Below are 24,978 nucleotides of genomic sequence, written 5' to 3' on the forward strand. Positions count from 1 at the left end.
TAAAATAGAATATAGATGTCAGACAAAATTACAATTCAGGAGCCTAAAGGAAAGCTAGGCATTCTAACTCCAGGGATGGGTGCAGTATCTACAACCTTCATGGCTGGGGTACTCAGTATCAGAAAAGGTTTATCTGATCCAATCGGATCTTTGACTCAAATGGGAACGATTAGATTGGGTAAAAGAACAGAAAACAGAAATCCTTTGATTAAAGATTTCATTCCCTTGGCTCCATTAGAAAATGTAGCTCTTGGTGGATGGGATGTTTTCGAAGACAATGCTTATGAAGCAGCAATGCATGCTCAAGTACTTGACAAAGACTTGCTCAACGATTTGAAAGATGAATTGGAGCAAATCAAGCCAATGAAAGCTGTATTCGACAAGAACTACGTAAAAAGATTGGAAGGTTCTCACATCAAAACCGGGTATGCCAATAAAATGGATTTGGCCGAAGCGCTCATGGCAGACATGGAGAACTTCAAGAAGGAAAACGGTTGTGATAGATTAGTCATGGTATGGTGTGGATCTACTGAGATCTATATCGAAGAAGGCGAAGTTCATTCTACTATTGAGAAATTAGAAGAAGGAATGAGAAACAACCACCCAGACATTGCGCCAAGTATGATTTATGCATATGCTGCTGCGAAAATGGGCGTTCCTTATGCGAACGGTGCTCCAAACCTCTCTTGTGATGTAGATGCCATCGTTGACCTGGCTAAAGAAACTGGCGCTCCTATTGCTGGTAAAGATTTTAAAACTGGACAGACTTTGATGAAGACCATCTTAGCACCTGGTTTGAAAGCAAGATCCTTGGGTATCGACGGCTGGTTCTCAACTAACATTTTAGGAAACAGAGATGGAGAGGTACTAGACGATCCGGACAACTTCAAAACAAAAGAAGTATCAAAATTAGGTGTTTTGGAAGAAGTTCTTGAGCCAGAATTACACCCTAAGTTGTATGGAGATCTTTACCACAAAGTAAGGATCAACTATTACCCACCAAGAGGTGACGACAAAGAAGGTTGGGACAATATTGACATCAAAGGATGGTTAGGCTACAAGATGCAAATCAAAGTGGATTTCTTGTGTAAGGATTCAATTTTGGCTGCTCCATTGGTACTAGATTTAGCTTTGTTCCTTGATTTGGCCTCTAGAGCTGGTATGAAAGGTGGTATCCAGGAATGGTTGTCCTTCTACTTGAAGTCTCCACAAGCAGCTAAAGGTTTGAAACCACAGCATGATATCTTTGTACAGTTGATGAAGCTGAAAAACACTTTGAGATACTTGGCTGGTGAAGATTTGATCACAAACCTTGGATTAGATTACTACGATTGATAATTCATCAATTTTAAAAATAGCACTGTCCCTACTATTGCAAAATGGTAGGGATTTTTTATTTCAAATACTCGCTTTTAAAGTCGTTTACCTTAGGGAAGGTACCGACAATAACTAGTACCACGCCTTGTTCCATCAGTACTTTCGATGATGGGTTAAAAACAAACTTACCATTCTTGTCATTGAGCCCTACTACCGTCACATCCGTACGATTTCTAATATCCATAGATTCAATAGTCTGTCCCCGAAATTCGGATTTCAAATCTTCGTATTTAATTTCTTCTAATGTAAGCCCATCCTCTTGATGTCCTGACAATTGATCCAAATACTCAATGACAAATGGTTTAGTAATATGCTGTGCCATGTGTAAGCCGCCTATGGCATCTGGCATGATTACATGCTGAGCTCCCGCCTGCTTTAGTTTCTTAATTGAATTTTCCTCCGATGCACGTGAAATAATTTTCACGTCTGGGTTCAAATCTTTTACTGTTAATGTCAGAAATACATTTTCTGCATCGCTGGGTAAAGTCGTGATCAATGCTTTGGCTTTTTTTATTCCTGCCTCTTCGAGCACTTCTTCCTGAGTAGGATCACCTAGAATAAATTTATATTTTTTGTGATTCTGAATTAAGTCGATCAACTGCTCGTCTCGGTCTACCACAACAAAATCCACTTTCTGGCTTCTCAACTCTTCGCAAGCCCGGTTGCCATTCCGGCCAAATCCACAAACAATGATATGATCCTTCATCTTTTTAACTTCTTTTCCAAAAACATATTTTCTGTACAATCGATTTAGTTCTCCTTCAAAGAGGTAGGTAGAAAAAACTGAAACCACGTATGCAAATATCATTAAGTTGAAAATGATATAAATACTGGTAAATAATCTTCCATTTTCAGAAAGAGGGTAAACCTCATTAAAACCGACTGTAGAAAATGTAATAACGGCCATATAAAAGGATTCTATCCAATTGAAGCCTTCAATTAAAACAAACCCGATTGTGCCGGTACACAATGAACCTATCAGTAGAAATGCACTGATGAATAATTTTCTAAAATCTCTATAGTTTTCAAAGAATACCATTCAATTAACGAGCAGGATTCGGCTCTTTAGTTTTTTCAACTACTTTCAGGGGGCGTTTGGGTATAGGCTTATCTCGAAATCTCAACTTATAAATCACATAATAATTGAAACCAAACTGGCCTCCTTTATCTGCCTTTCCATAGCCTGGGATTTCATAAGGAAAAAGCGCTCCGTTTCCGGAAAGAGATTTTGAAAACTTAAACCTCATCGTATATCCCAAGTATAACGGCCCTAAAATTTTTACATTAATTCCCAGGTTAGCCTCAAACCAACGAGCCGTTAGGTTATCATTTGAATAATTCAAAGTTCTAGCTCCCCAACCTTGATCTGCTAATTCATAAGTAATCTGATCGTTAAAACTACTCCTTGCATACATGAGTCCGAAAAAAATACTACTGCGATGTTTATTATAGGGCATCATATTGATATGAGGGCCAACACGAAAAAAAGTACCTTTCGAATGATAGTCAAACCCCTCTCCTCTAGGATTAATTTTGTCGTATCCAAAATCACCCGCTAAATAAAATTGATCGAAATCAATTTTCGTATGAAACTCCAACTTAGTTTCATCCGAAAAAATAGTTTTTCCTAAACCAACCACATCGGTTGCAAAAATGACTTCTGAAGGCACAAAATCTCTTTTACTCTTCTGAGCAATCAAGTTTCCACTATTCAATAAAATGATAAGGCTAGTTATATATTTTAATATTTTCATCTATAGCATTATCTATAATTGAAGAAACTAAATCATAAGTAAAAGACGACCCAACTACCTCCAGCTGTTCATAATAAAAAGAAGGCCCACACTCTTCAGATAACCATTCCATTTGAGTATGATATCTCAAAGTCAATGTATCGACTGATGTGCTTGCAACAAATACGTAGGTTATTTCATCTCTAGTCGCATCCAAGTTAAGGCTATAGCTCGACAAAGAATCTGAAGAATTATAAAACACACTATCTGTTGCTCTTTCGGTAACGCCAATGAATTTCTTGAAAAGTGCAGTTGAATCTTCAATACTATAAAAATTTATGGTGACCTTATTACTAGCCTTACCTAAATCACAATCAGGTTCTTCGCTACAGGCACATATCATCAACGCTCCTATGATTAGAATGACAATTTCACGCATATTTATTGTTCGCAATTCGTTTGAAACATTGCTGTCTTATTGGCCGCTAAGATACTGATATATATTGAATCCTTGAGGAGTTAAGACAACCAAGCGATTGTTGGCAAAGGCAAGTCTAGCACCAGCAACACCTTTAATAGGAAGTTGAAGATTTTCCCCATCATAAAGATGAATTAAATGAAGCTCTTCATTTGATTTATAATATAAATAGTCATTATAAAACCCTGCATTTTCTGGTGCCTTGTCCATCATTTTATACAGGTAGTTTCCAATATTATCGAATACATGGATGCCTGAAGACTTATCAATGACATACATTCTATTTTGGTGAGAATGAAAAGATAAAATATCGGCCAGATTTTGATTTAATACCTGAGCTAATGACTTCTGTTCTAATAGTCGATTCTCTCGATAGTCAACTAACTTCAAGGCGAAATCAGAAATATCAAGCACCCATAAACTTTGCTGATTACTGGGTGCTACATCTTCTACATACCCCAATTTAAAATCTGACAACCTGTACCTAATTGGATTTGACAAATATCTGTTTAATACAACAATTTCTTGTAAGTCCTTATAAAACAAAGACACTTTAAATTGGCTCGAAGCTGTAATTTCATGAATACTTGCCACCTGCGTGGGTGCATATTCTACCATAAATTTTCCATCCGGAGAGAACTTAGATACTTCGCCTTGTAGATTACTCACATAGATATTGCCTGACTGATCGAGCGTTAATTGGTCAACTTTACCAAACCTTACTTGTTTAGACAATAGCCATTCCTGACTCATGGTTATAAACGGTAGCAGAAGAATAACACATGTCACCACAGCTCTAATCATCCCTCAAATGTTTTCAACTGAAATTCAATGCCATCATAAACTCCATAACTACTTCCTATTACCCATTCGCCCAAATTGACATAAGTAGCATTATTTTTCAACTTATGGACTCCTTGTAGGTGCCGGTGGCCATATACATAAAAGTCATGATGATTTATGCCTTCAATTTTATTGCTATGGACAATCAGCCTTTCTTTCTCTCCATGAAACTTCAATGGCTGATCCAACTGAGCTATGCGACTTCCTTTAGACCAGTATTTGGCTAGTCCCATTCCAATATCTGGGTGCAGCCATCTAAATAACCATTGACAAATCGGATTTTTGAAGATCTTCTTGAAAAATTTAAACTTTCTATCTCCCGGCCCGAGACCGTCGCCATGCGCGATATAGAATGTGTGTGAGCCAATTTGGCAAGACTGAGGTTCATGAAAAACCTCTACCCCAATTTCTTCGATGAGATAGTTTTCCAACCACAAATCATGATTTCCAGAAAACACTTTGATTTCAATTCCTTGATCTGCCAACTCAGCAAGTTTTCCCAAAAGTCTTACGAACCCTTTGGGGATGACATGTTTGTACTCAAACCAAAAGTCGAATACATCACCTACTAGGAATATAATTTGGGCATCTTTAGACGCTTCATCCAGCCACTGAATAATTAGTTTTTCTCTCAGCAGAGATTGCTGATGACTTGGGATACCTAGATGAAAGTCACTGGCAAAGTAGACTTTCTTTTTTTTATCCAATTCAGATTGATGTGTGTTCATCTGAAAAAAAATTGGGGCTATGAATCATAGCCCCAATTTATTGTTTTATTTAGAATCTTCAGTTGTTTCTTCAAGATTCTCGGGAGCAGAAGAAAGGTCTTTCTCCTCACTCTCTACTTCTGTTTTTATTTCTGACTTGAGCTCTTCAATCGCCTTTTCATTTTTTACTTCCTCTTCTCCTTTGGGGCCCAATGCACCATTCGTAAAGGCAGCATAATTGGTGTCTTTTTCAAAGGGTCGCTTTCCAATCAGTTCTTCCAGATCAGACTGAAAGATGATTTCCTTTTCAAGAAGCTCTGAAGCAATTTTCTCTAACTCCTCACGCTTATCGTTGAGAAGTTTCTTAGTTCTAGTATAAGCATCATCCACGATCTTCTTCACCTCTTTATCAATAAGCTCTGCAGTAGCATCCGAATAAGGTTTATTGAAGTTGTACTCCGATTGTTTGCTGTCATAGAATGAGATATTGCCAATCGCGTCATTCATACCGTATACAGTCACAATGCTATACGCCATTTTGGTAATCCTCTCCAAGTCGCTCAATGCACCTGTCGAAACTTTACCAAAGACAATTTCTTCAGCAGCTCTACCTCCTAGCGCCATGCACATTTCGTCCATGAGCTGTTCGGTTTGATGTAAGTGCTGCTCTCTGGGTAAGTACTGTGCATACCCTAAAGCGGCATACCCTCTAGGCACAATACTCACTTTCACCAAAGGATCTGCATGCTCCAAAAACCATCCGGCAACAGCATGACCTGCTTCGTGGTAAGCCACGATTTTCTTTTCCTCTGGAGAAATGATTTTACTCTTTTTCTCCAAACCTCCAATCACTCTGTCAATAGCGTCTTGGAAATCCTTGAGATCAACAGCTTTCTTATCTTTTCTTGCTGCGATCAACGCCGCCTCATTACAAACGTTGGCGATTTCAGCACCAGCAAATCCAGGAGTCTGAGCTGCCAATTTTCTTGAATCTACATCTTTATCAGATTTGATTGGTCCAAGGTGTACTTTGAATATGGCATCTCTACCTACAATATCTGGTTTATCGATACTGATTTGCCTATCAAATCTACCCGGTCTCAACAATGCTGAATCCAGTACATCAGGTCTGTTGGTAGCCGCTAGAATGATTACTCCTGAATCGGTAGAAAATCCATCCATTTCAACGAGTAACGAGTTCAATGTATTCTCTCTTTCGTCATTCGAGCCAGGCATCTGCCCTTTTCCTCTTGATCGCCCAATCGCATCAATCTCGTCGATGAACACAATACATGGCGCTTTTTCCTTGGCTTGTTTAAATAAATCTCTTACTCGTGCCGCTCCTACTCCTACAAACATCTCCACAAAGTCAGAACCTGACAGCGTGAAAAATGGCACCGCTGCTTCACCAGCAACCGCTTTGGCCAATAAGGTTTTACCCGTACCAGGAGGGCCTACTAGAAGTGCTCCCTTTGGAATCTTACCCCCTAGCTTGGTGAACTTGGATGGGTTTTTCAAAAAGTCAACAATCTCTTTTACTTCTTCTTTAGCTTCATCCAATCCAGCTACATTGTCAAAGGTGATCTTCACTTTATTTTCTGCATCAAACAAAGCTGCTCTTGATTTTCCAATATTGAAAATCTGACCGCCTGGACCACCGCCGCCAGTCATTCTTCTCATCAATAGCCAAAAGCCTAGAATGATGATAATAAAGAACCCAGAGTTCAAAAAGATATGGGTATAGTCGGATCTATCGTCTACTAAATATTCGTAGTCGTTGCCAGATTTCAACTGCGCATCCAACTCTTTCTTTTTACTCGCAAAAATGTCAATACTCTCAATTTTGAAAAAGTACTGTGGTCCGGTGTTCTGAACACCAAATCTGTTTTGCTGCTCAAGCTGGATTTTGTATTTGCTATTTTGCAGAGCTTCTTCTTTAAGAGTAACTTCTACAATTTTTTGATTCCCTATAAGTACTACCTGCTTCACGTCGTTGCTGAGCACCATTTGCTCAAATCTCTTGAAAGAGATTTCGACTGCAGAATTATTATTTGAAAAGTACGATATGCCAAATATGAAGGCCATAAGACCTAAGATGACCCAAATTTGATAATTGGGTTTGTTGGGCTGATTGGTACTATTCTTTCTCGGTTTATCCGCCATTATTAATTAGTTATAAAATTGTCTTTAACGCCTTGTTGTTGATTTAGTTTTATTCTTCGATAGAAGTGATAGTTGCGTCTCCCCAAAGCTTTTCAAGAGAGTAAAATTCTCTACGGTCATTTCTAAAGATGTGAACTACTACATTCGCATAATCCATCAATATCCACTCTTTGTTTTCTTTCCCTTCTTTTCTCCATGGATTGTCTGAAGTGAGCTTGTAGACCTCTTCCTCTACAGAGTCGGAAATGGCATCAATTTGTGTATCTGAATTACCAGAGCAAATTACAAAAAAATCAGCGACAGCATTACCAATTTCTCTCAAATCAATTAACACAATGTCAGAAGCCTTCTTTTCCTTCATCCCATGTATCACTGCATCACTCAAGATTTTAGAATTTTGAGCTTCCTTTATTTCTGTCATGCTTTGTCTCTAAATTTACCACAAAATTAACCAATTTAAATTGCATAAATTCTTTGCCAAAACTCAATTCCTAGGAAAAAAGGTTCTTTTTCTGTCACAATGTCATTCGACCAATGACATGGCTGCTGATCTGTTGAAAGAAAAACCGCAAATTGAAGGAACCACTATCATCACGAAAAACCAAACGCAGGGTAGAGGGCAAAGGGGAAACATTTGGGAAAGCGAGCCTGGGAAGAATGTAACTTTTTCTGTAATTCTAAAGCCAACGACCATCCCTACGCAAATTCAATTTCAACTACATCTCATTACAACCCTGGCCATTTATCAAACGCTTTTTCCCATTTTAGGAAAGGAACTAAAAATAAAATGGCCCAATGATATTTATTATAGAGATAGAAAACTTGGTGGTATTCTTATTGAAAACGCCCTAAAAGGTTCACATATTGAGAATTCAATTGTTGGAATAGGCATTAACGTTAATCAGAGTCATTTTTCTAATGTTCATGCTACATCATTATCGGACATCACAGATACGAGCCACGAAGTGAATGATCTCATAGAACTGATTCTTATTGAATTGGAAAAAAAATATCTGGAGCTCAAAGGTGGAAAACTCAAAATGCTAGAAGCCCAATACCTGAGAAGATTATATCAATTTGAAGTAATGAGTATGTACGAAGCAGATGGTCATATCTTTCAAGGAAAAATTATTGGCATTAACCCCAATGGACTATTACAAATTCAGGAAAATGAAAAGCTTCATGAATTTGCCTTCAAAGAGGTAGTCTATAGATGAACTAATAGCTAAGTTTTTGCGTCATGATATAAACACTTAACTTTGCAGTCGCAAATTGAAAAAATATAAAGAAATGATAGATACAGCATCAAAATTTAAGGTAAAGGATATTAGCCTGGCCGATTGGGGCCGAAAAGAAATAAAACTCGCGGAGGCAGAAATGCCGGGTTTGATGTCATTGAGAGAAGAGTATGGACAAAGTAAGCCATTGGCCGGAGCCAGAATAGCAGGATGTCTTCACATGACTATCCAAACAGCGGTTTTGATTGAAACATTAGTAGAGCTAGGTGCTGAAGTTACCTGGTCTTCTTGTAACATTTTCTCTACTCAAGATCATGCTGCCGCTGCCATCGCAGCTGCAGGCATTCCAGTATTTGCCTGGAAAGGTTTGAGTGACGAAGATTTTGATTGGTGTATCGAGCAGACATTGACTGCATTTGAAGGGGACAAGCCTTTGAACATGATTTTGGATGATGGAGGTGACTTGACAAACATGGTCTTTGACAAATTCCCAGAATTGGTCAAAGACATCAAAGGATTGTCTGAAGAAACGACAACTGGTGTTCACAGATTGCAAGAAAGAGAAGCAAATGGTACACTAGTAATGCCGGCGATCAACGTAAACGACTCAGTAACTAAGTCCAAATTCGACAACAAGTACGGCTGTAAAGAATCATTGGTAGATGCAATCAGAAGAGCTACTGACGTGATGATGGCAGGTAAAGTTGCTGTTGTCGCTGGATACGGGGATGTTGGTAAAGGATCCGCAGCTTCACTAAGAGGTGCAGGAGCAAGAGTTATCGTTACAGAAATCGATCCTATCTGTGCTTTGCAAGCTGCTATGGATGGTTTTGCTGTGAAGAAAATGGATGATGCTGTAGCAGAAGGAGACATCATAGTAACCACTACTGGAAACAAGGATATCATTGTAGGTCGTCATTTTGAAAAAATGAAAGACAAAGCAATTGTTTGTAACATCGGTCACTTCGACAATGAAATCGACGTAGCTTGGTTGAATAGTAACGCAAAGAAAAATGAAATCAAGCCTCAAGTTGACCTTTACGAGTTGAATGGAAAAGAAATTATTCTACTAGCAGAAGGTCGTTTGGTAAACTTAGGTTGTGCTACTGGACACCCTTCATTCGTGATGTCCAACTCATTCACTAACCAAACTTTGGCACAGCTAGAGCTTTGGAACAATTCTGATGCTTACGAAAATAAGGTATATATGCTACCTAAGCATTTGGACGAAAAAGTAGCTAGACTACACTTGTCTAAAATTGGCGTAGAACTCGATGTTTTGAGCCAGGACCAAGCAGAGTACATTGGAGTAACACCAGAAGGGCCATATAAGCCAGAGTACTACAGATACTAATTTCTGCTGAAAAGCAAATCCGAAAGGCCACTTATCTACGTACATACTTAGATAATGTGGCCTTTTTTAATAGGCAAAATGAGTGAAGCCATTGATAGAATTTATTAACTCATTAAAACCGTTTAGATTTAAGAGCGTAGAATTGTGTGTTCATACATATATTTGAACATCAATCAAAACTAATGGAAGAGTCACCGACCAAGAACAACTATTCCAACCAGGCAAAGGATAAAATCTTCAACGAAGAATTTATGCCGCACATCCGTGCTATGTACAACTTTGCCCACCGGCTCACCTATGACGAGGACGACGCCAAAGATCTTGTGCAGGATACCTTTATGAAATCATACCGCTTCATAAATTCATTTCATCAGGGAACTAATGCCAAAGCATGGCTGTTCAGAATCATGAAAAACAGTTTCATCAACGACTTTCGAAAGAAAAGTAAGCAGCCTGCGAAGGTGGATTACCAGGAGGTCGAAGGATATTACAATTCTGAGGGTACGCAAAAATCAGTGACCACAGACTTGAGAGTAGACACAGTCAAAAATTTAATTGGTGACGAAATAACGAATGCGCTCGCTGCTTTGGATGTAGACTTCAGAACTGTGATCATACTTTGCGATCTTGAAGGTTTCACCTATGAGGAAATGGCCAAAATATTGGACATCCCTATAGGTACAGTAAGATCAAGACTTCATCGAGCAAGGAACTTGTTGAAAGAAAAATTGCAGGTCTATGCGCAAAGCATGGGATATTAATAATTAGATTTGCGGCAATTGTGAGCTTAAAAAAATTGATACATGAGATGAAATTCCGAACAGGAATGGCCAAATGCACTGAGTATGTAGACTTGGTTCAATTGGTTTTAGACGGGGAAGCCAGTCGCTCTCAAGAAGTTTACCTCAAAAGACATCTTAAAATGTGTTTAAAATGTCTAGAGCATTATAAATTGGATCAAGAGATAAAGAAGCTCGTACAGTTAAAAATAGCCAGCAAAGAAGTACCAGAAGGGCTGGCTGATACGATAAGAACCAAAATCGCAAAATCTGCTTGATACATGCATAAAGGCAAAGCCATTATATTTTCCGCACCTTCAGGTTCAGGGAAAACAACTATAGTTAAAAACATTCTTTCTAAATTTCCTAATATCGAATTCTCCATATCAGCATCGACAAGAGATAGAAGAGGGCGAACTGAAACCAATGGTAAAGACTATCATTTTTTAACTCCAGACAAATTCAAAGAAAAAATAGACAATAATGAATTTGTAGAGTGGGAAGAAGTCTACGAAGGTAATTTTTACGGTACGCTTAAATCTGAAATCGATAGAATTTGGGAAAAGGGCCACCATGTCATTTTTGATGTAGATGTAAAAGGAGGAATAAGTCTAAAGGAATACTTTGGTGACGATGCACTTTCGATTTTCGTAAAAGTCTTGGATGAATCTGTGCTAGCTGAACGACTCAAAGATAGAGGTACCGAAGACGAAGCCAGCCTTTCCAGAAGGTTGTATAAAGCCAAATTTGAAATGTCATTTGAGAATAAGTTCGATGTAACTTTGGTAAATGACAAATTGGAGGACTCATTTGAGAATGCTGAGAAAATGATCAGTGACTTTTTGAATTAACAAGAGGCTTATGAGAGTCGGCTTATTTTTTGGTTCATTCAACCCAGTCCATATTGGACATATGATTATTGCTCAGACCATGATAGAAAGTGAGCATATTGATGAACTATGGTTTGTAGTAAGCCCACAGAACCCTTTCAAGAAGAATAAAAATCTTCTTCATGAATTTGATAGGCTGGACATGGTAGATGTCGCTATATCAGAAAATCCAAAATTTCGTACTTCGGACATTGAGTTTAACTTACCAAAACCAAACTATACAGCACACACTTTGGCTGTTCTTAGTGAAAAACACCCTGAAAAGCAGTTTTCGCTAATCATTGGTGGCGATAATTTGGCATCCTTTCATAAGTGGAAAAACCATAAAGCTATCCTAGACCATCACGAATTGCTCATTTATCCTCGGCCAGATAGTAAACAACCAGAAATTGAAATAACAGATCGTATGCATTTCGTGGACTCCCCGCTTTTGCATATATCCGCTACATTTATCCGCTCCAAAATAAAAAATGGGCACTCGATCAAATATCTAGTGCCCACTGAAGTCGAAGAATATATTGTTAGAAAAAAATTCTATCAATAATTAAATCGTCATAATATCTTTTTCTTTGGCAACCACAAGCTCATCAATTTTCGCTACGTGACTGTCTGTCAATTTTTGCACATCTCCTTCTGCTCCTTTCACAGCATCCTCTGAGGCACCTTCTTTGATCAATGCTTTCAATGAATCATTAGTATCCTTTCTGACATTTCTGATACTGATTTTTCCATTTTCTGCTTCAGCTTTCACCTGTTTCATCAGATTCAATCTTCTCTCCTCAGTCAGTGGAGGAATATTAATCCTAATCTGCTCCCCATCATTTTGAGGGTTAAGTCCAAGGTCACTATTGATGATAGCCTTTTCTACATCAGCAATAATACTTTTCTCAAAAGGCTTAACAGACAATGTCCGTGCATCTGGTGTACTCACCACTGCTACCTGATTGATTGGAGTCATGGCTCCATAGTACTCTACCATTAAACCATCTAACATATTGGGCATAGCCTTTCCGGCTCTGATTTTCCCTAGTTCATGATTACAGTGGCTAACAGATTTATCCATCAATTCTTTGGCTTCAGCCAAAAACATTTCAATTTCTTCCATGACTATATTCTATTATTTGAGTGATTGTTCCAAAGATAATAATTTCAGTAACTTCTCCTTATGAGATCAATGTACCGACCTCATTTCCGTCAATAATTGCTTTCAAATTTCCTTTTTTATTCATGTCAAACACAATGATCGGCAAGTTGTTTTCTTGACAAAGAGTAAACGCCGTCATATCCATGACGTTCAATCCTTTTTCATAAACATCTTGAAAACTGATACTTGGAAATTTTGTCGCGGACGAATCTTTCTCAGGATCTGCAGTATAAACTCCATCCACTCTGGTACCTTTGAGAACCACATCTGCTTCCATTTCAATAGCTCTCAAACTGGCTGTCGAATCTGTGGTAAAATAGGGGTTGCCAATTCCAGCACCAAAAATTACAATCCTCCCTTTTTCCAGATGTCGAACCGCCCGTCTTTTAATAAAAGGCTCACATACTTCTTCGATTTTGATCCCAGACATGAGTCGAGTATAAAGACCAGATTTTTCTAAAGCCGACTGTAGTGCCATCGCATTGATCACTGTGGCCAGCATACCCATATAATCACCTTGCACCCTATCAATACCAGATTCTTCTGCCTGTACGCCTCTAAAAATATTGCCACCACCAATGACGATTGCGATCTCGACACCGAGGTCTTTTACCTCTTTAATTTCTTTCACATATTGCTCAAGTCTCGTAGCATCTATCCCATATTGCTTATCTCCCATTAAGGCTTCGCCACTTAACTTCAACAATATTCTTTTATACTTCATCGGTGATTTGTGATTATCATATTGAACAAAAATTTCACAAAGATAGGAGGGAATTCGACACTTGGTATTTATAAGGAAAGTAAAATTTTACCTTTTTCTACGCTCTCCCCTTTTTCAGCATGAAGTCCAGTCACCACGCCATCTGCAGGGCATTTAATTACATTTTCCATTTTCATTGCCTCAAGTATCAAGAGATGATCCCCTTTTTTTACTTCTTGACCCTCAGAAACCAATACATCGAGTATGAGGCCCGGCATAGGCGCTTTCACATCTTTTGCTCCGGCTTGACCCGCTGATTCCATCCCTAGTTTTGCCAATAGCAAATCCAAGTTGTCTTTAACACTGACAGTATAAGGTGTATTGTTTACTTTGACTTGAACAGTTTTTTCAGCTTTATCAACTGAAATAACTTTTGTTTGATAGGATCTATTATTTACTAAAAAATGAAGGTCCTTGTTTCCAGACGCTGCTAGATCAAAATTAAATGATTCACCATTTAACAAGATTTCTTCCTGTTGCTGATCTATTTCGTATGTATTTTCTCCTATTTGGGCTTTTTTCATTATCGTGCTGTTTGAGCCAAAAATAACTGCCTTGACTCAAACGACAATAACTAAGCTGAATTTTATCCTAACTGAATCGGTCGGCTCATACTCTCATCCAAAGAAATGAATGTTTCCGTACGGTCGATACCATCTACTTTTTGGATTTTGTCATGCAACACTTCTCTTAAGTGGTTAGTGTCTCTGCAGTGAATTTTTATGAAAATATTGTAATTACCAGTGGTATAGTGAATTTTCACTATTTCAGGAATTTCCCTTAGCTTGTCTACCACAGTATCATATAGAGAACTTTTCTGCAGATAAATTCCTAAAAAACAAGTCACATCGAAACCCAGCTTGGAATAGTCTAACTGTAAGGTAGTGCCCTTTACAACACCCAATTCTTCCATTTTTTTCATACGAACATGCACTGTACCGCCAGAAACATAAACTTTCTTGGCAATTTCAGTATATGGTGTCTTTGCATCCAGCATGAGGTGGGAAAGAATCTTCAAATCCACATCATCAATTTCATAATTTTTTGGCATGATTCAATACTGATTTTATTAATTATTCAACAATATTAATAATATATTAAATGATATGTAAATATTTTGCCATTTTTATACGATATTTTTAATATATCAACGTATTTCTTAATTTTACATTATCAAAACAAACGAAAAGACGTTCTTTTGTTTAATACTGTAGGGTGATGAAACAGGCAGCCATGCCCTCCTATCTCGGGGGTGGAGATTTTGGATAAATCGCTCCTTGCGACTAACTACTCCGTGGAGGTTCGAATCCTTCTCCTACAGCTATCATTTTTGGGTTAATGTTGTTTAATGAAAGAGTCTGGTTTTTCCAGACTTTTTTCATTTATAGCCTTTTCATCCTCAAAAAGGCTGATTGCCCTTGCCGTTATCGTGAACGATGAATAATTCGCAATTTCAGCAGCAAAATTCAAGTCTGTTTTACGAAATTAATAAATAGATTATTGAAAAAGTAAAAATATTCCATTTATTCAGTCTATTTGATGAAATATTTTCAACATTCAGGTCGATTTACTACCTTTGAATTATCAAAACAAACGAAAAGACGTTCTTTTGTTTAATACTGTAGGGTGATGAAACAGGCAGCCATGCCCTCCTCTCTCGGGGGTGGGGATCTGGGACAAATCTCAACTTGAGACTAACCTCTCCGTGAAGGTTCGAATCCTTCTCCTACAGCTATCATTTTTGGGTTAATGTTGTTTAATGAAAGAGTCTGGTTTACCAGACTTTTTTCATTTCTACACTTCTGAAATTAAAAGTAGCCTTCTCTTTTTGATAATTCCACCGTCATTAAGCATCTTTAGAAGATTTTTAAGTTTTAGCTCTGAAATCAGAGCTAAAAACAACATCATTAGCATTAACAAAACAAAATGGCGACACATACTTGGTTTCAACACTATCCTAAAGGAGTTCCACATACTATCAACCCAGATGAATATAAATCGCTCCCAGATCTATTTCAAACCGGATTTAGTAAATATCAGGACTTACCAGCAATGGAAAATATGGGAAAGTGCTTTTCCTATGGAGAATTAAATGAAAAAGTTGACCAGTTTGCAAGCTATCTGCAAAACCACACGAGTTTAGAAAAAGGAGATCGCATTGCTTTACAAATGCCCAACCTCTTACAATACCCCATTGCGATGTTTGCTGCTCTGAAATGCGGTCTGGTTGTGGTAAATACCAATCCGCTGTACACTCCAGATGAGATGAAACATCAATTCAATGACTCTGGTGCCAAAGCCATCGTGATACTTGAAAATTTTGCTTGCAATCTCGAAGAAATTCTCTCTGAGACTTCGATCGAAACGGTAATAACCACGGAGATTGGTGATTTATTAGGCGGACTAAAAAAGACGATCACAAATTTTGTTGTGAAAAGAATAAAGAAAATGGTACCTCCGTTTTCTTTACCCAATGCAATCAAATTCAACGATGCACTGAAACAAGGTCAAGCCAGCTCATTTCAGCACGTAGAAGTTTCCGGAGATGATCTCGCATTTCTGCAGTATACGGGAGGAACCACAGGCGTATCCAAAGGGGCTATGCTGTCTCACCGAAATTTAGTTGCCAACCTTGAACAGGTCTGTTCTTGGATGAGTATTCTACTCGAAGAAGGCAAAGAAACAGTGATCACCGCACTACCGCTATACCATGTTTTTGCATTGACATGCAACTGTCTGGTCATGTTCAAACTAGGAGCAAAGAACGTATTAATTACAAATCCTCGAGACATGCCAGGCTTTGTGAAAGAATTGAGCAAACATCAATTCTCAGTTATCACAGGGGTAAACACATTATTTAATGGATTACTCAATCAGTCGAAGTTTTCAGAATTAGATTTCTCAAAACTCAAAGTTGCATTCGGAGGAGGAATGGCTGTGCAAAAAGTAGTAGCCGAAAAATGGCTCAAAACAACCAACTCGCCATTAGCAGAGGGTTATGGGCTCACCGAAACATCTCCCGTTTTAACTACCAACCCGTTGGATGGCACAGACCGCGTGGGCACTATTGGACTTCCTATACCAAGTACAGACATCAAAATGCTAGATGATGATGGTAATGAAGTACCACAAGGAGAACCTGGAGAGTTAAGTGCGAAGGGGCCTCAAGTAATGCAAGGATATTGGCAACGGCCTGAAGACACTGATCAAGTGATGCAAGGTGAATGGTTTAAAACCGGAGACATTGCAACTATAGATGGTGATGGATTCATCCGTATTGTGGACAGAAAAAAAGAAATGATTCTTGTTTCTGGCTTTAATGTCTACCCTAATGAGATAGAAGATGCGATAGCCAGGCATGAGAAAGTTCTGGAAGTAGGTGCTATAGGAGTTCCTGACAAAAAATCTACTGAAGCTGTAAAGGTTTTTATCGTCAAAAAAGACGCTTCACTTACTGTAGAAGAAGTCCAAACGCACGCTCACGAAATTTTGACGGGGTACAAATGTCCCAAACATGTAGAGTTCACATCTGAACTTCCAAAATCCAACGTTGGCAAAATATTGAGAAGGATACTAAAAGAACAAGATGCTAAGGTCAACTCATATGAATAATATGGACTGCTTAAGAATTCATTCTTTGTTCTATTTTTACATCTTTAAACTCATCTCAAAATTTAATCTCAACTTTATGAAGCCATTAGTACTTTCTATTTTATTGACACTTCCTTCCGTTTTGTTGGCACAATCGGATACTACTTACTGGAATAAAGGTGGAAAATTCGGTGTCAATTTTTCTCAAGCGACACTCACGAACTGGGCGGCAGGTGGAGGAAACACAGTTGCTGGGTCCGTATATTTTAGCTATATAGCTGATTATAATAAAGATGATATTCTTTGGCAAAACACAGCTGATATGGGATTAGGATGGATAAAAGAATCTAGATCTGCACAGCAAAAAGCTGATGACCGACTAGTCCTTACTTCGAGTCTCGGGAAAAAATTGCATAGGAATAATGACAAATGGTTTTATAATGTCACAGTGGATTTTAGGACTCAATTTTTAGAAGGTTATGACTTGGAAAAAGACCCAGATCAAACCAAACCTATTTCCAAATTTATGGCACCAGGCTATCTCATGACTTCTTTTGGTATCGATTGGCGTCCTGTTGAAAGTTTCAATTTAACCGTCAGCCCAATAACCGGAAAATTTACGTTTGTACAAGACGATTCACTTTCCGCTGCCGGGGCATTTGGAGTAGACCCTGGAAAAAAGTTTCGCGCCGAATTTGGAGCCAGTTTAAAGGCTAGCTTTAACAAAGAAATATTCACCAATGTTCTCTTCACTTCCAATCTTATATTATTCAGTGATTATGTTGAAAACCCTGACAAAATAGATGTGAACTGGGAAAACATACTTAACCTAAAAGTCAATAGTTGGCTTTCGGCCAACATTTATAATCAAATCATTTATGATTATGATATCAAGTTTTATGAGGTCGACGCCAATGGAAATGATATTCCTTCTACAGGAACTGATAAATGGCAATTCAAAAATATAATTAGCCTTGGCCTTGCTGTACAGTTTGGGGGCACCAGAGGATAAGGCAAAATAATTAGGACAAAAAAGGGATTTGACATGTGGTCAAATCCCTTTTTTGTTAAAATGCTTGTCCTTCAGCATATGTCTTATAAGAAACATCTGCTGGTGACTGAATTACAAATAATTTGGCACTTGTTGAAAATTCAATATTCAACTCCCCTTCGTTTTTTATTACTAAAAAGTCATTGGGGGTAACATCACCGTTCGACGACTTCCCTTCACCACTTATTATATAAACAGTGTAAATGGATTTTTTATCCAATTCCATTTTCCACTTTCCAGATATATCAGATACTTCCTTGATTGTTACTCCTTCTGTATCGATTTCCATAGGCGATCCTTCGCCTACAATTATTTTCACATTACCATTTTCTGATTTCACAATGGGAAAGTCTGACCCTTTGATGTCTGAGTATGACGCTTCTTTATTTAGAGATTTCGACAAATCTGGGTCAAACCAAATTTGAAAAAACTCACCACCTGGAAGTACTTTTTCAGCATGTGATATTCCATTTCCAGCTCTAATTACTTGCGCATCACCTGCATCGAGGTCTAACCACCTGTCATACTTCGTATCGTAATGTGAAATTTTTCCATCAATTACGTATGACATGATTTCGAAACCCTGATGAGGATGAGTATCTATGAGACCTCCTGTCTCAGACCAAGCGTGCGCCCAATAAAAAAGATTGGACATAGAATTAGCCCCTCCGGGTTCGTGAGGGAAACCTATGGGCTTATTCTCTCTAATTCTACCAAAATCAAATGCTCCTTGAGCTTGATGATGTTTACTTATAATCTCTACACTCATGACATGTACAACGAAATTTTTTATATGTTGTTACATATATTGTAATTACAAATTACTTGCGGTATGGCAGGTTTGCGTAGGAGAACATTTCACAGTCCAGACTCAACTAAGATTTCATTCTTCTTAATTCACTCCATATCGTGTATTAGGTAATTTAACCTCCTTTAGGATATATTTGTTTGAGCGCGTATTAGTTGAAGTCTAAGTGTATGAAAATAGACCTGAATGAGATTTGGGAATTTATGGAGTTGGCTCCTCAGCCAAAAACTGCCAAAGAAGGTGAGCAATGGATCTATGAGCTCGTGGCTGGAGACATAACTATTCCTAAATTAAAATCAGAGGACATTCTAAATCTAAAAAAAGAAGAGAATTATGACACCGAGCTACTTCCTTCGATTTTCACATTTCGTGAAATACTATGGCAGCCGAATGTTTATACTCAACCCGCCCTGTGCATCCCTCAATTAAATATTCTTAAAGTATTCTGTGAAGAGTACGTAACCGAAATGAAAAAGGAACAGAATGGGAACATATGGCCCTATTTTGATCTACTTAATGGTTTGGCACAATTCTGCAAAGAGGCACTGGACCGTATGCAAACAGAAAACGATGCGGGAGAAATTCGGATAGCATCCATTCTTGGCGAACTTCGAAAAAAAGCGTTTCCAATTATCAAATTCTTCATTTTTCATCCTATGAACAGAAAGGATTACCAAATAGATGCATTAAATAGGCTCAACTATACAGTGAAGATCATGCTGACACAATACAACAATAAATATTACGATCTGAGAGACCCATTCTGGAATATAAGCGTAGGTAACCCGCAAAATTTCTCAAATGAGTTGGCGGCAAAAAACCAAGATGCGAAGGATTCCAGTAAATCAGATTCAGATAGTAGTGATTTACAACCGAAAAAGACTAACCCATCCTTCCCGAAAAATAAGGTTATTGCACCGATCACTGTAGACACTATAGATAGTGAGCTGGAGGAACTGTAACCCTCCTAATTAATAACTAAATAATCTATTTAGTCCTGTTCTTCTCATTAATTAGGCGTAATTTTGCGCTTTAATTTTTAGAAGGATGACAGAAATCAGAAACGTTGCTATTATAGCTCACGTTGACCACGGCAAAACTACCTTGGTCGACAAGATCATTTACGCTGCACAAGCAAATGATTCAAAAAGGGAACAAGACAATAACGAATTGATCTTGGATTCAAATGATCTTGAAAGGGAACGTGGAATCACGATTCTTTCAAAGAATGTATCTGTAAGCTATAAGGGTACTAAAATCAACATCATCGATACTCCAGGTCACGCCGATTTCGGCGGTGAAGTAGAAAGAGTACTGAGTATGGCTGATGGCGTGATTCTATTGGTAGATGCGTTTGAAGGTGCTATGCCTCAAACTAGATTCGTCCTTGGAAAAGCACTTTCACTAGGTTTGACACCTATTGTAGTTGTCAATAAGGTTGATAAAGAAAACTGTCGTCCTGACGAAGTACATGAAGAAGTATTCGATTTGATGTTCAACCTTGAGGCAACAGAAGAGCAATTAGATTTTCAAACGCTTTATGGGTCTTCTAAAAATGGCTGGATGAGCCACGACTGGAAAAATGAAACTGGTACGATAGAACCATTGCTTGATACAATCCTTGAGGCCATCCCTGCACCTGAGAAAAAAGAAGGTGTGTTAAGAATGAAAATAACCTCTTTGGACTTTTCATCATTTACAGGAAGAATAGCCATTGGAAGAATTCATCAAGGCTCTATTGCTGTAGGCGAGAGTCTAGGGCTAACCAAGAAAGATGGAACTGTAAAAAGAGTTCGAATCAAGGAATTGCACGTATTTGAAGGTCTTGGAAAAAGAAGTGTAGACAAAGTAGAATGCGGTGACATTTGTGCTGTAACTGGAATAGATGATTTTGAAATTGGTGACACAATTACTGATTTTGAAAATCCAGAACCACTCGAAAGAGTAGGTGTGGATGAGCCTACCATGAATATGCTCTTCACTATCAACAACTCTCCATTCTTCGGTAAAGAAGGGAAATTTGTGACTTCACGTCACTTGAGAGATCGGTTGATGAAAGAAACTGAAAAGAACTTAGCACTCCGTGTTGAAGAAACTGATACGGAAGACAAATTCTTAGTTTATGGCCGAGGTGTTCTTCACTTGTCTGTTTTGATCGAAACCATGAGAAGAGAAGGTTATGAACTACAAGTAGGTCAGCCTCAAGTAATTTATAAGGAAGTGGATGGAGTAAGATGTGAACCAGTAGAACACTTGGTTATTGATGTACCAGAAGAAACTTCAGGAAAAGCCATCGAATTAGTAACCAAGAGAAAAGGCGAACTAACCATCATGGAACCTAAAGGCGACGTACAACATTTGGAATTCAACATCCCAGCCAGAGGTTTAATTGGTTTAAGGAATCAAGTGCTGACGGCTACGGCAGGAGAAGCTGTGATGACTCACCGATTCAATGGATATGAACCATATAAAGGCGACATACCAGGTAGACTAAATGGATCTTTGGTTTCTATGGAAACAGGACCTGGTACTGCCTACTCAATCGACAAACTACAGGACAGAGGGATATTTTTCGTAGATCCAGGAGAAGAGTTGTATGTAGGTCAGGTCATTGGTGAACACTCTAGAGCCAATGATTTAGCTATTAACATCCAGAAAGGAAAGAAACTTACTAACATGAGAACTTCTGGAACGGACAACAATGCCAAAATTATTCCAGCGAAAAAATTCTCTCTAGAAGAGGCACTAGAATATATTGGCAAAGATGAATACGCTGAAATCACTCCAGTATCACTAAGAATGAGAAAAATTGATTTCAAGGCTTAAGCTTCGATAATAAGAAAATGAAAAGGCAACTCTAATGAGTTGCCTTTTTTGTTTGCAAATCCTTATTGCTGTTTAGTGGTTAATTGTCACTCGAATCATTACTTTAGTTAGATAAATCATTTGATTTAAAAAATAATTTAAACTTATCCCGTTGCATATAACAAAAAAAATTGCGCTCGCTAATCTGATACTCTTCACAATCTTGCTACAGCAATGCGCTCCTACATTCACCTCTTGGCAAAGTCCATCGTTTAAAGAGCATGAATTCAAAAAAATAGTGATTATTGGAATGTTCCAACGCCTCAATACCAGATCTGCTTTTGAAGAAGAGATTGTCAAGGAATTGGAGCGACAAGGCCATGTTGCGGTTCATGGTATGTCCGTCATGCCACCTAGCTATCAGCCCGCATCTGAAAAAGATTTGGAAAGAATTCTGCTGAAAGAAAATTTTGACTTGGTGTTGATGGCAAGTGTAGTTGATCGCGAGCGAGAAACTACCTATCATCAGGGTACTTCCTACTATGGGGGATATGGTATGTACAACTATTACAATTATAACTATGGCTATGGCATGTATTATGGAGGATATGGCACAGGATGGTCAGATCCTGGTTATTATTCTACCAGCATTGTAGATTTAGTGGAAACAAAGGCCTTTGATATTTCAGGAAAATCCAAACCGGAGGAAGCTACCATATGGATAGGCCAATCCAAAATCACAGAATCATCCAATATGAGCAAATCTGCTCGGATATATGCCAAACAACTGGTAAACGATCTCAAAAAAAGAAATATAATTAACTAGAAAAACCTATGAAGAATATAAAAATCCTATTTGTCGCAATTATTGTACTCCTAACGAGTGACCTTCTTGCGCAAAACAGACTAGCCAACATTATTGAAAAAGGCACCTTAAGAGTTGGATTGACAGGCACTCAACCTCCCTTCTCGATGAAGAACAAAAGTGGCCAGCTCATTGGTTTTGACGTTGACTTGGCTAATCTAATAGCCACTTCAATGGAGTTAGAGTTAGAATTTGTTGAAATGACTTTTGCAGAGCTTCTTCCCAATCTGAAAGAAGGGAAAATAGATTTAGTCATATCTGGTATGACAATAACCCCTAGAAGAAATGCAGAAGTGGCTTTTGTTGGACCCTATTTGATATCAGGTAAGTCCATATTAACCAACGAAAAAACCTTAGCCAATGCCACTAACCCACAAGATATAAGTGCAGATCTTCGCGTAGTAACGTTAGATGGTTCTACCAGTGAAAAATTTGTTGAAACTTATATGCAACATGTAAAGGTTGAACTAGTTCAAAATTACGAAAGTGGTATACAAAAAATCATCAAGGATGAATCCGATGTAATGGTAGCAGACTATCCCACTTGTGCATACGCGATGCTAAGATACCCGGACAAAGGTATGGTCATGCTCGATAGGCCACTAACCATTGAACCTATTGGTATCGCATTGCCTCATGACGACTCATTATTCGTGAACATGATGGACAACTACATTGAATCACTCGATGCCACAGGCGTTCTGGCTATAATGGAAGAGAAATGGTTTGAAAACCCTTACTGGTTGCTAGAATTGAAATAGATCAAAACGATACAAAATCAAAAGCAACTCGGCAATGAGTTGCTTTTTTTATGCCTGTCTGAGCACATGCATTCTCAAATCAAATGCATCCAAGGACTCCAAAATCTCTTTGATAAAATTGGGGTTGTTCAGGTAAAAATTGAGAAAGTTGTCATGACGCTCCTGCAAACCACCACCGGGAAACAACTTACTTTTCAAAACTCCAATCTGATTCAATGCAGTTTCATGCTTTTGTTCTTCAGACTTCTTTAATCTCTTGGCAATATTATCTAGCCCTTTTGCTGCTTTGGCATGTTCGGCCGCAATAAAACCTTTCAAAGAAGCGTCGATTTTTTCAGCCTTTATTATGAGCTTATCATACACTACTTTCAAATCATCTACCTCCCCATTGAGATTCATCTCATTTTGGCCATACTTGGCCAAATAGGCTGCCCTCAGGTCCTCCACGTCTCTAAAAGAATCATTGGATGTCAAGTCAAATTTCTCCAACTTCTTCATTGAAGCTGAATTGATATATAAAGCAAAATTTCTGGGTAACAGAATAGGAAAAGTAGTCTCGTATTGTTCAAAAACCTTCGGCAATTGCAGCCAATAGATCATTTCTGCGGGGCCACCCACATAGGCCAAATTAGGTAAGATAACTTCCTGATATAGGGGTCGCATGACCACATTGGGGCTAAATCGCTCCGGATGATTTTCTAACTCAGAAAGAATTTCAGTTTCGGAAAACTTCAAAGAGGTGTTATTCACCTGATAACTATCCCCTTCTTTTATGATTCGCTCTCGACTTTCTTCTTGAAGGTAGAAAAAATTGATTTCACGTGAATATATCTGAGGGGAATAGCCAGCCTCTTCTAGTTCACTATTGGTCGCTTCCACCAGTTCATTAGATCGACTGTTTAACAATTCATCTTTTATAATCGGTGCAAACATCTTCTTTAAACCCGGATGATCCGCATCCACTACAACCACTCCTTCATCAGAGAATAATTCATTAACATAATACCGAACAGCATCTGCCAAGTTTTTATGTTCTAAATAAGCTTTTTCAAATAATGGTGTTTTCTCAGGTAATGATTCCAGTAGTTCTTTTAATCCATCATTTTTGAATCGCCCCACGGCGCCGGTCTGATCAGTTTTCCATTCATACTTTTTACCAAAAAGATTAAAAAACGAAATCTCATCAAAATCATGATCCTCTGATGCCATCCAGTAAACTGGCACAAAATTGTAAGAAGGGTATTTTTCTTTTAGAGTTTTACAAGCATTGACGACTGTGGCAATCTTGTAAATGAAATAAAGTGGGCCTGTAAAAATATTGAGCTGATGCCCAGTGGTAATAGTGAAAGTGTTTGATACTTTTAAATTTTTCAGGTTGGAGCTAACGGCGGAAGATTTATTTATTTTTCCATATTGTTGGTCCAATACACTACAAAGCACTTGTCTGTTTTCATCAGCATATTTTTTTTTGCTGATTTGCTCTTCAAAACAGTCCACCTCAGGTCGCAAACCATGAAATTTTTTTAATGCTTCTTTGTTGTCTAAGTAGTCTAAAAAGAAGTTTGAGAAGGATTGGGTATCGCGTAGATCAATTTTTTCTACCTGCATGCTTTGTCAGTGTTTTTCTA

General features: G+C 38.2%; 26 protein-coding genes. 13 read left to right on the forward strand and 13 right to left on the reverse strand.

The window, feature by feature from the left end:
* Nucleotides 1–15 precede the first annotated feature (15 nt).
* The gene (locus tag ACOQO5_RS13240; RefSeq protein WP_420582168.1) at nucleotides 16–1,335 is read left to right on the forward strand and encodes an inositol-3-phosphate synthase; all 1,320 of its coding nucleotides are present in this window, start codon (nucleotides 16–18) and stop codon (nucleotides 1,333–1,335) included.
* A gap of 58 nt (nucleotides 1,336–1,393) precedes the next feature.
* On the opposite strand, the gene ACOQO5_RS13245 is transcribed toward ACOQO5_RS13240, so the two are convergent.
* From ACOQO5_RS13245 to rsfS, 7 genes are read right to left on the reverse strand one after another with little or no spacing between them, the layout of a single operon-like run.
* Entirely contained in the window at nucleotides 1,394–2,416 is a 1,023-nt protein-coding gene (locus ACOQO5_RS13245; RefSeq protein WP_420582169.1) for a potassium channel family protein, read from the reverse strand.
* A gap of 4 nt (nucleotides 2,417–2,420) precedes the next feature.
* Nucleotides 2,421–3,131, reverse strand: a complete 711-nt coding sequence (locus ACOQO5_RS13250) for a DUF6048 family protein (protein WP_420582170.1) — start codon at nucleotides 3,129–3,131, stop codon at nucleotides 2,421–2,423.
* Nucleotides 3,106–3,549: a DUF6452 family protein gene (locus tag ACOQO5_RS13255; RefSeq protein ID WP_420582171.1), complete on the reverse strand. Its 444-nt coding sequence runs from the start codon at nucleotides 3,547–3,549 to the stop codon at nucleotides 3,106–3,108. The genes ACOQO5_RS13250 and ACOQO5_RS13255 overlap by 26 nt, the downstream gene beginning before the upstream one ends.
* Nucleotides 3,550–3,585: 36 nt before the next feature.
* A complete protein-coding gene (locus ACOQO5_RS13260; protein WP_420582172.1) occupies nucleotides 3,586–4,341 on the reverse strand; it encodes a hypothetical protein in 756 nt (251 codons plus the stop codon).
* 47 nt (nucleotides 4,342–4,388) lie between these two features.
* Nucleotides 4,389–5,159 (reverse strand): UDP-2,3-diacylglucosamine diphosphatase, encoded by a 771-nt coding sequence (locus ACOQO5_RS13265; protein ID WP_420582173.1) that lies wholly within the window; start codon nucleotides 5,157–5,159, stop codon nucleotides 4,389–4,391.
* Nucleotides 5,160–5,204: 45 nt separating this feature from the next.
* Nucleotides 5,205–7,301 carry an ATP-dependent zinc metalloprotease FtsH gene (ftsH, locus tag ACOQO5_RS13270; RefSeq protein ID WP_420582174.1) on the reverse strand — a complete coding sequence of 699 codons (2,097 nt, stop codon included), beginning with the start codon at nucleotides 7,299–7,301 and terminating at the stop codon, nucleotides 5,205–5,207.
* Nucleotides 7,302–7,350: 49 nt separating this feature from the next.
* Nucleotides 7,351–7,722 carry a ribosome silencing factor gene (rsfS, locus tag ACOQO5_RS13275; protein ID WP_420582175.1) on the reverse strand — a complete coding sequence of 124 codons (372 nt, stop codon included), beginning with the start codon at nucleotides 7,720–7,722 and terminating at the stop codon, nucleotides 7,351–7,353.
* 40 nt (nucleotides 7,723–7,762) lie between these two features.
* Here rsfS and ACOQO5_RS13280 point away from each other — a divergent pair, with 40 nt between their 5' ends.
* The 6 genes from ACOQO5_RS13280 (at nucleotide 7,763) to nadD (ending at nucleotide 12,106) form a co-directional block, all read left to right on the forward strand.
* The gene (locus ACOQO5_RS13280) at nucleotides 7,763–8,518 is read left to right on the forward strand and encodes a biotin--[acetyl-CoA-carboxylase] ligase (RefSeq protein WP_420582176.1); all 756 of its coding nucleotides are present in this window, start codon (nucleotides 7,763–7,765) and stop codon (nucleotides 8,516–8,518) included.
* Between the two features lie 73 nt (nucleotides 8,519–8,591).
* The gene (gene ahcY, locus ACOQO5_RS13285; RefSeq protein WP_420582177.1) at nucleotides 8,592–9,893 is read left to right on the forward strand and encodes an adenosylhomocysteinase; all 1,302 of its coding nucleotides are present in this window, start codon (nucleotides 8,592–8,594) and stop codon (nucleotides 9,891–9,893) included.
* Between the two features lie 182 nt (nucleotides 9,894–10,075).
* Complete coding sequence (locus ACOQO5_RS13290) at nucleotides 10,076–10,654, forward strand: sigma-70 family RNA polymerase sigma factor (protein ID WP_420582178.1); 579 nt, start codon at nucleotides 10,076–10,078, stop codon at nucleotides 10,652–10,654.
* A gap of 47 nt (nucleotides 10,655–10,701) precedes the next feature.
* Nucleotides 10,702–10,950 (forward strand): zf-HC2 domain-containing protein, encoded by a 249-nt coding sequence (locus ACOQO5_RS13295; protein ID WP_420582179.1) that lies wholly within the window; start codon nucleotides 10,702–10,704, stop codon nucleotides 10,948–10,950.
* Between the two features lie 3 nt (nucleotides 10,951–10,953).
* A complete protein-coding gene (gene gmk / locus ACOQO5_RS13300) occupies nucleotides 10,954–11,523 on the forward strand; it encodes a guanylate kinase (RefSeq protein ID WP_420582180.1) in 570 nt (189 codons plus the stop codon).
* Nucleotides 11,524–11,533: 10 nt separating this feature from the next.
* On the forward strand, nucleotides 11,534–12,106 hold the full coding sequence (nadD, locus tag ACOQO5_RS13305) for a nicotinate (nicotinamide) nucleotide adenylyltransferase (protein ID WP_420582181.1): 573 nt from the start codon (nucleotides 11,534–11,536) through the stop codon (nucleotides 12,104–12,106).
* Here nadD and frr read toward each other — a convergent pair whose 3' ends face one another.
* From frr to ACOQO5_RS13325, 4 genes are all read right to left on the reverse strand, one after another.
* On the reverse strand, nucleotides 12,107–12,667 hold the full coding sequence (frr, locus tag ACOQO5_RS13310) for a ribosome recycling factor (protein ID WP_420582182.1): 561 nt from the start codon (nucleotides 12,665–12,667) through the stop codon (nucleotides 12,107–12,109).
* A 58-nt stretch (nucleotides 12,668–12,725) separates the two neighbouring features.
* Nucleotides 12,726–13,430: a UMP kinase gene (pyrH, locus tag ACOQO5_RS13315; RefSeq protein ID WP_420582183.1), complete on the reverse strand. Its 705-nt coding sequence runs from the start codon at nucleotides 13,428–13,430 to the stop codon at nucleotides 12,726–12,728.
* A gap of 68 nt (nucleotides 13,431–13,498) precedes the next feature.
* Nucleotides 13,499–13,993, reverse strand: coding sequence for a biotin/lipoyl-containing protein (locus ACOQO5_RS13320; protein WP_420582184.1), 495 nt, complete (start codon nucleotides 13,991–13,993; stop codon nucleotides 13,499–13,501).
* Between the two features lie 62 nt (nucleotides 13,994–14,055).
* On the reverse strand, nucleotides 14,056–14,520 hold the full coding sequence (locus ACOQO5_RS13325) for an Lrp/AsnC ligand binding domain-containing protein (RefSeq protein WP_318173085.1): 465 nt from the start codon (nucleotides 14,518–14,520) through the stop codon (nucleotides 14,056–14,058).
* 875 nt (nucleotides 14,521–15,395) lie between these two features.
* Between ACOQO5_RS13325 and ACOQO5_RS13330 the strand changes: the two genes are divergently transcribed.
* Nucleotides 15,396–17,081, forward strand: a complete 1,686-nt coding sequence (locus ACOQO5_RS13330; RefSeq protein ID WP_420582185.1) for an AMP-binding protein — start codon at nucleotides 15,396–15,398, stop codon at nucleotides 17,079–17,081.
* A gap of 76 nt (nucleotides 17,082–17,157) precedes the next feature.
* Nucleotides 17,158–18,072, forward strand: a complete 915-nt coding sequence (locus ACOQO5_RS13335) for a DUF3078 domain-containing protein (protein ID WP_420582186.1) — start codon at nucleotides 17,158–17,160, stop codon at nucleotides 18,070–18,072.
* Nucleotides 18,073–18,127: 55 nt separating this feature from the next.
* Here the strand turns inward: ACOQO5_RS13335 and ACOQO5_RS13340 are convergent, their stop codons facing one another.
* Nucleotides 18,128–18,880, reverse strand: a complete 753-nt coding sequence (locus tag ACOQO5_RS13340; protein WP_420582187.1) for a pirin family protein — start codon at nucleotides 18,878–18,880, stop codon at nucleotides 18,128–18,130.
* A gap of 209 nt (nucleotides 18,881–19,089) precedes the next feature.
* On the opposite strand from ACOQO5_RS13340, the gene ACOQO5_RS13345 reads away from it, so the two are divergent.
* The 4 genes from ACOQO5_RS13345 (at nucleotide 19,090) to ACOQO5_RS13360 (ending at nucleotide 23,350) form a co-directional block, all read left to right on the forward strand.
* Entirely contained in the window at nucleotides 19,090–19,881 is a 792-nt protein-coding gene (locus ACOQO5_RS13345) for a hypothetical protein (protein ID WP_420582188.1), read from the forward strand.
* A gap of 85 nt (nucleotides 19,882–19,966) precedes the next feature.
* On the forward strand, nucleotides 19,967–21,745 hold the full coding sequence (gene typA / locus ACOQO5_RS13350; protein ID WP_420582189.1) for a translational GTPase TypA: 1,779 nt from the start codon (nucleotides 19,967–19,969) through the stop codon (nucleotides 21,743–21,745).
* Nucleotides 21,746–21,896: 151 nt separating this feature from the next.
* A complete protein-coding gene (locus tag ACOQO5_RS13355) occupies nucleotides 21,897–22,550 on the forward strand; it encodes a hypothetical protein (RefSeq protein ID WP_420582190.1) in 654 nt (217 codons plus the stop codon).
* Between the two features lie 8 nt (nucleotides 22,551–22,558).
* Nucleotides 22,559–23,350 carry a substrate-binding periplasmic protein gene (locus tag ACOQO5_RS13360; protein WP_420582191.1) on the forward strand — a complete coding sequence of 264 codons (792 nt, stop codon included), beginning with the start codon at nucleotides 22,559–22,561 and terminating at the stop codon, nucleotides 23,348–23,350.
* Nucleotides 23,351–23,398: 48 nt separating this feature from the next.
* Here ACOQO5_RS13360 and bshC read toward each other — a convergent pair whose 3' ends face one another.
* Complete coding sequence (bshC, locus tag ACOQO5_RS13365; RefSeq protein WP_420582192.1) at nucleotides 23,399–24,958, reverse strand: bacillithiol biosynthesis cysteine-adding enzyme BshC; 1,560 nt, start codon at nucleotides 24,956–24,958, stop codon at nucleotides 23,399–23,401.
* Between the last annotated feature and the right edge of the window lie 20 nt (nucleotides 24,959–24,978).

Source organism: Reichenbachiella sp. (assembly GCF_965223055.1).
Classification (GTDB): Bacteria; Bacteroidota; Bacteroidia; order Cytophagales; family Cyclobacteriaceae; genus Reichenbachiella.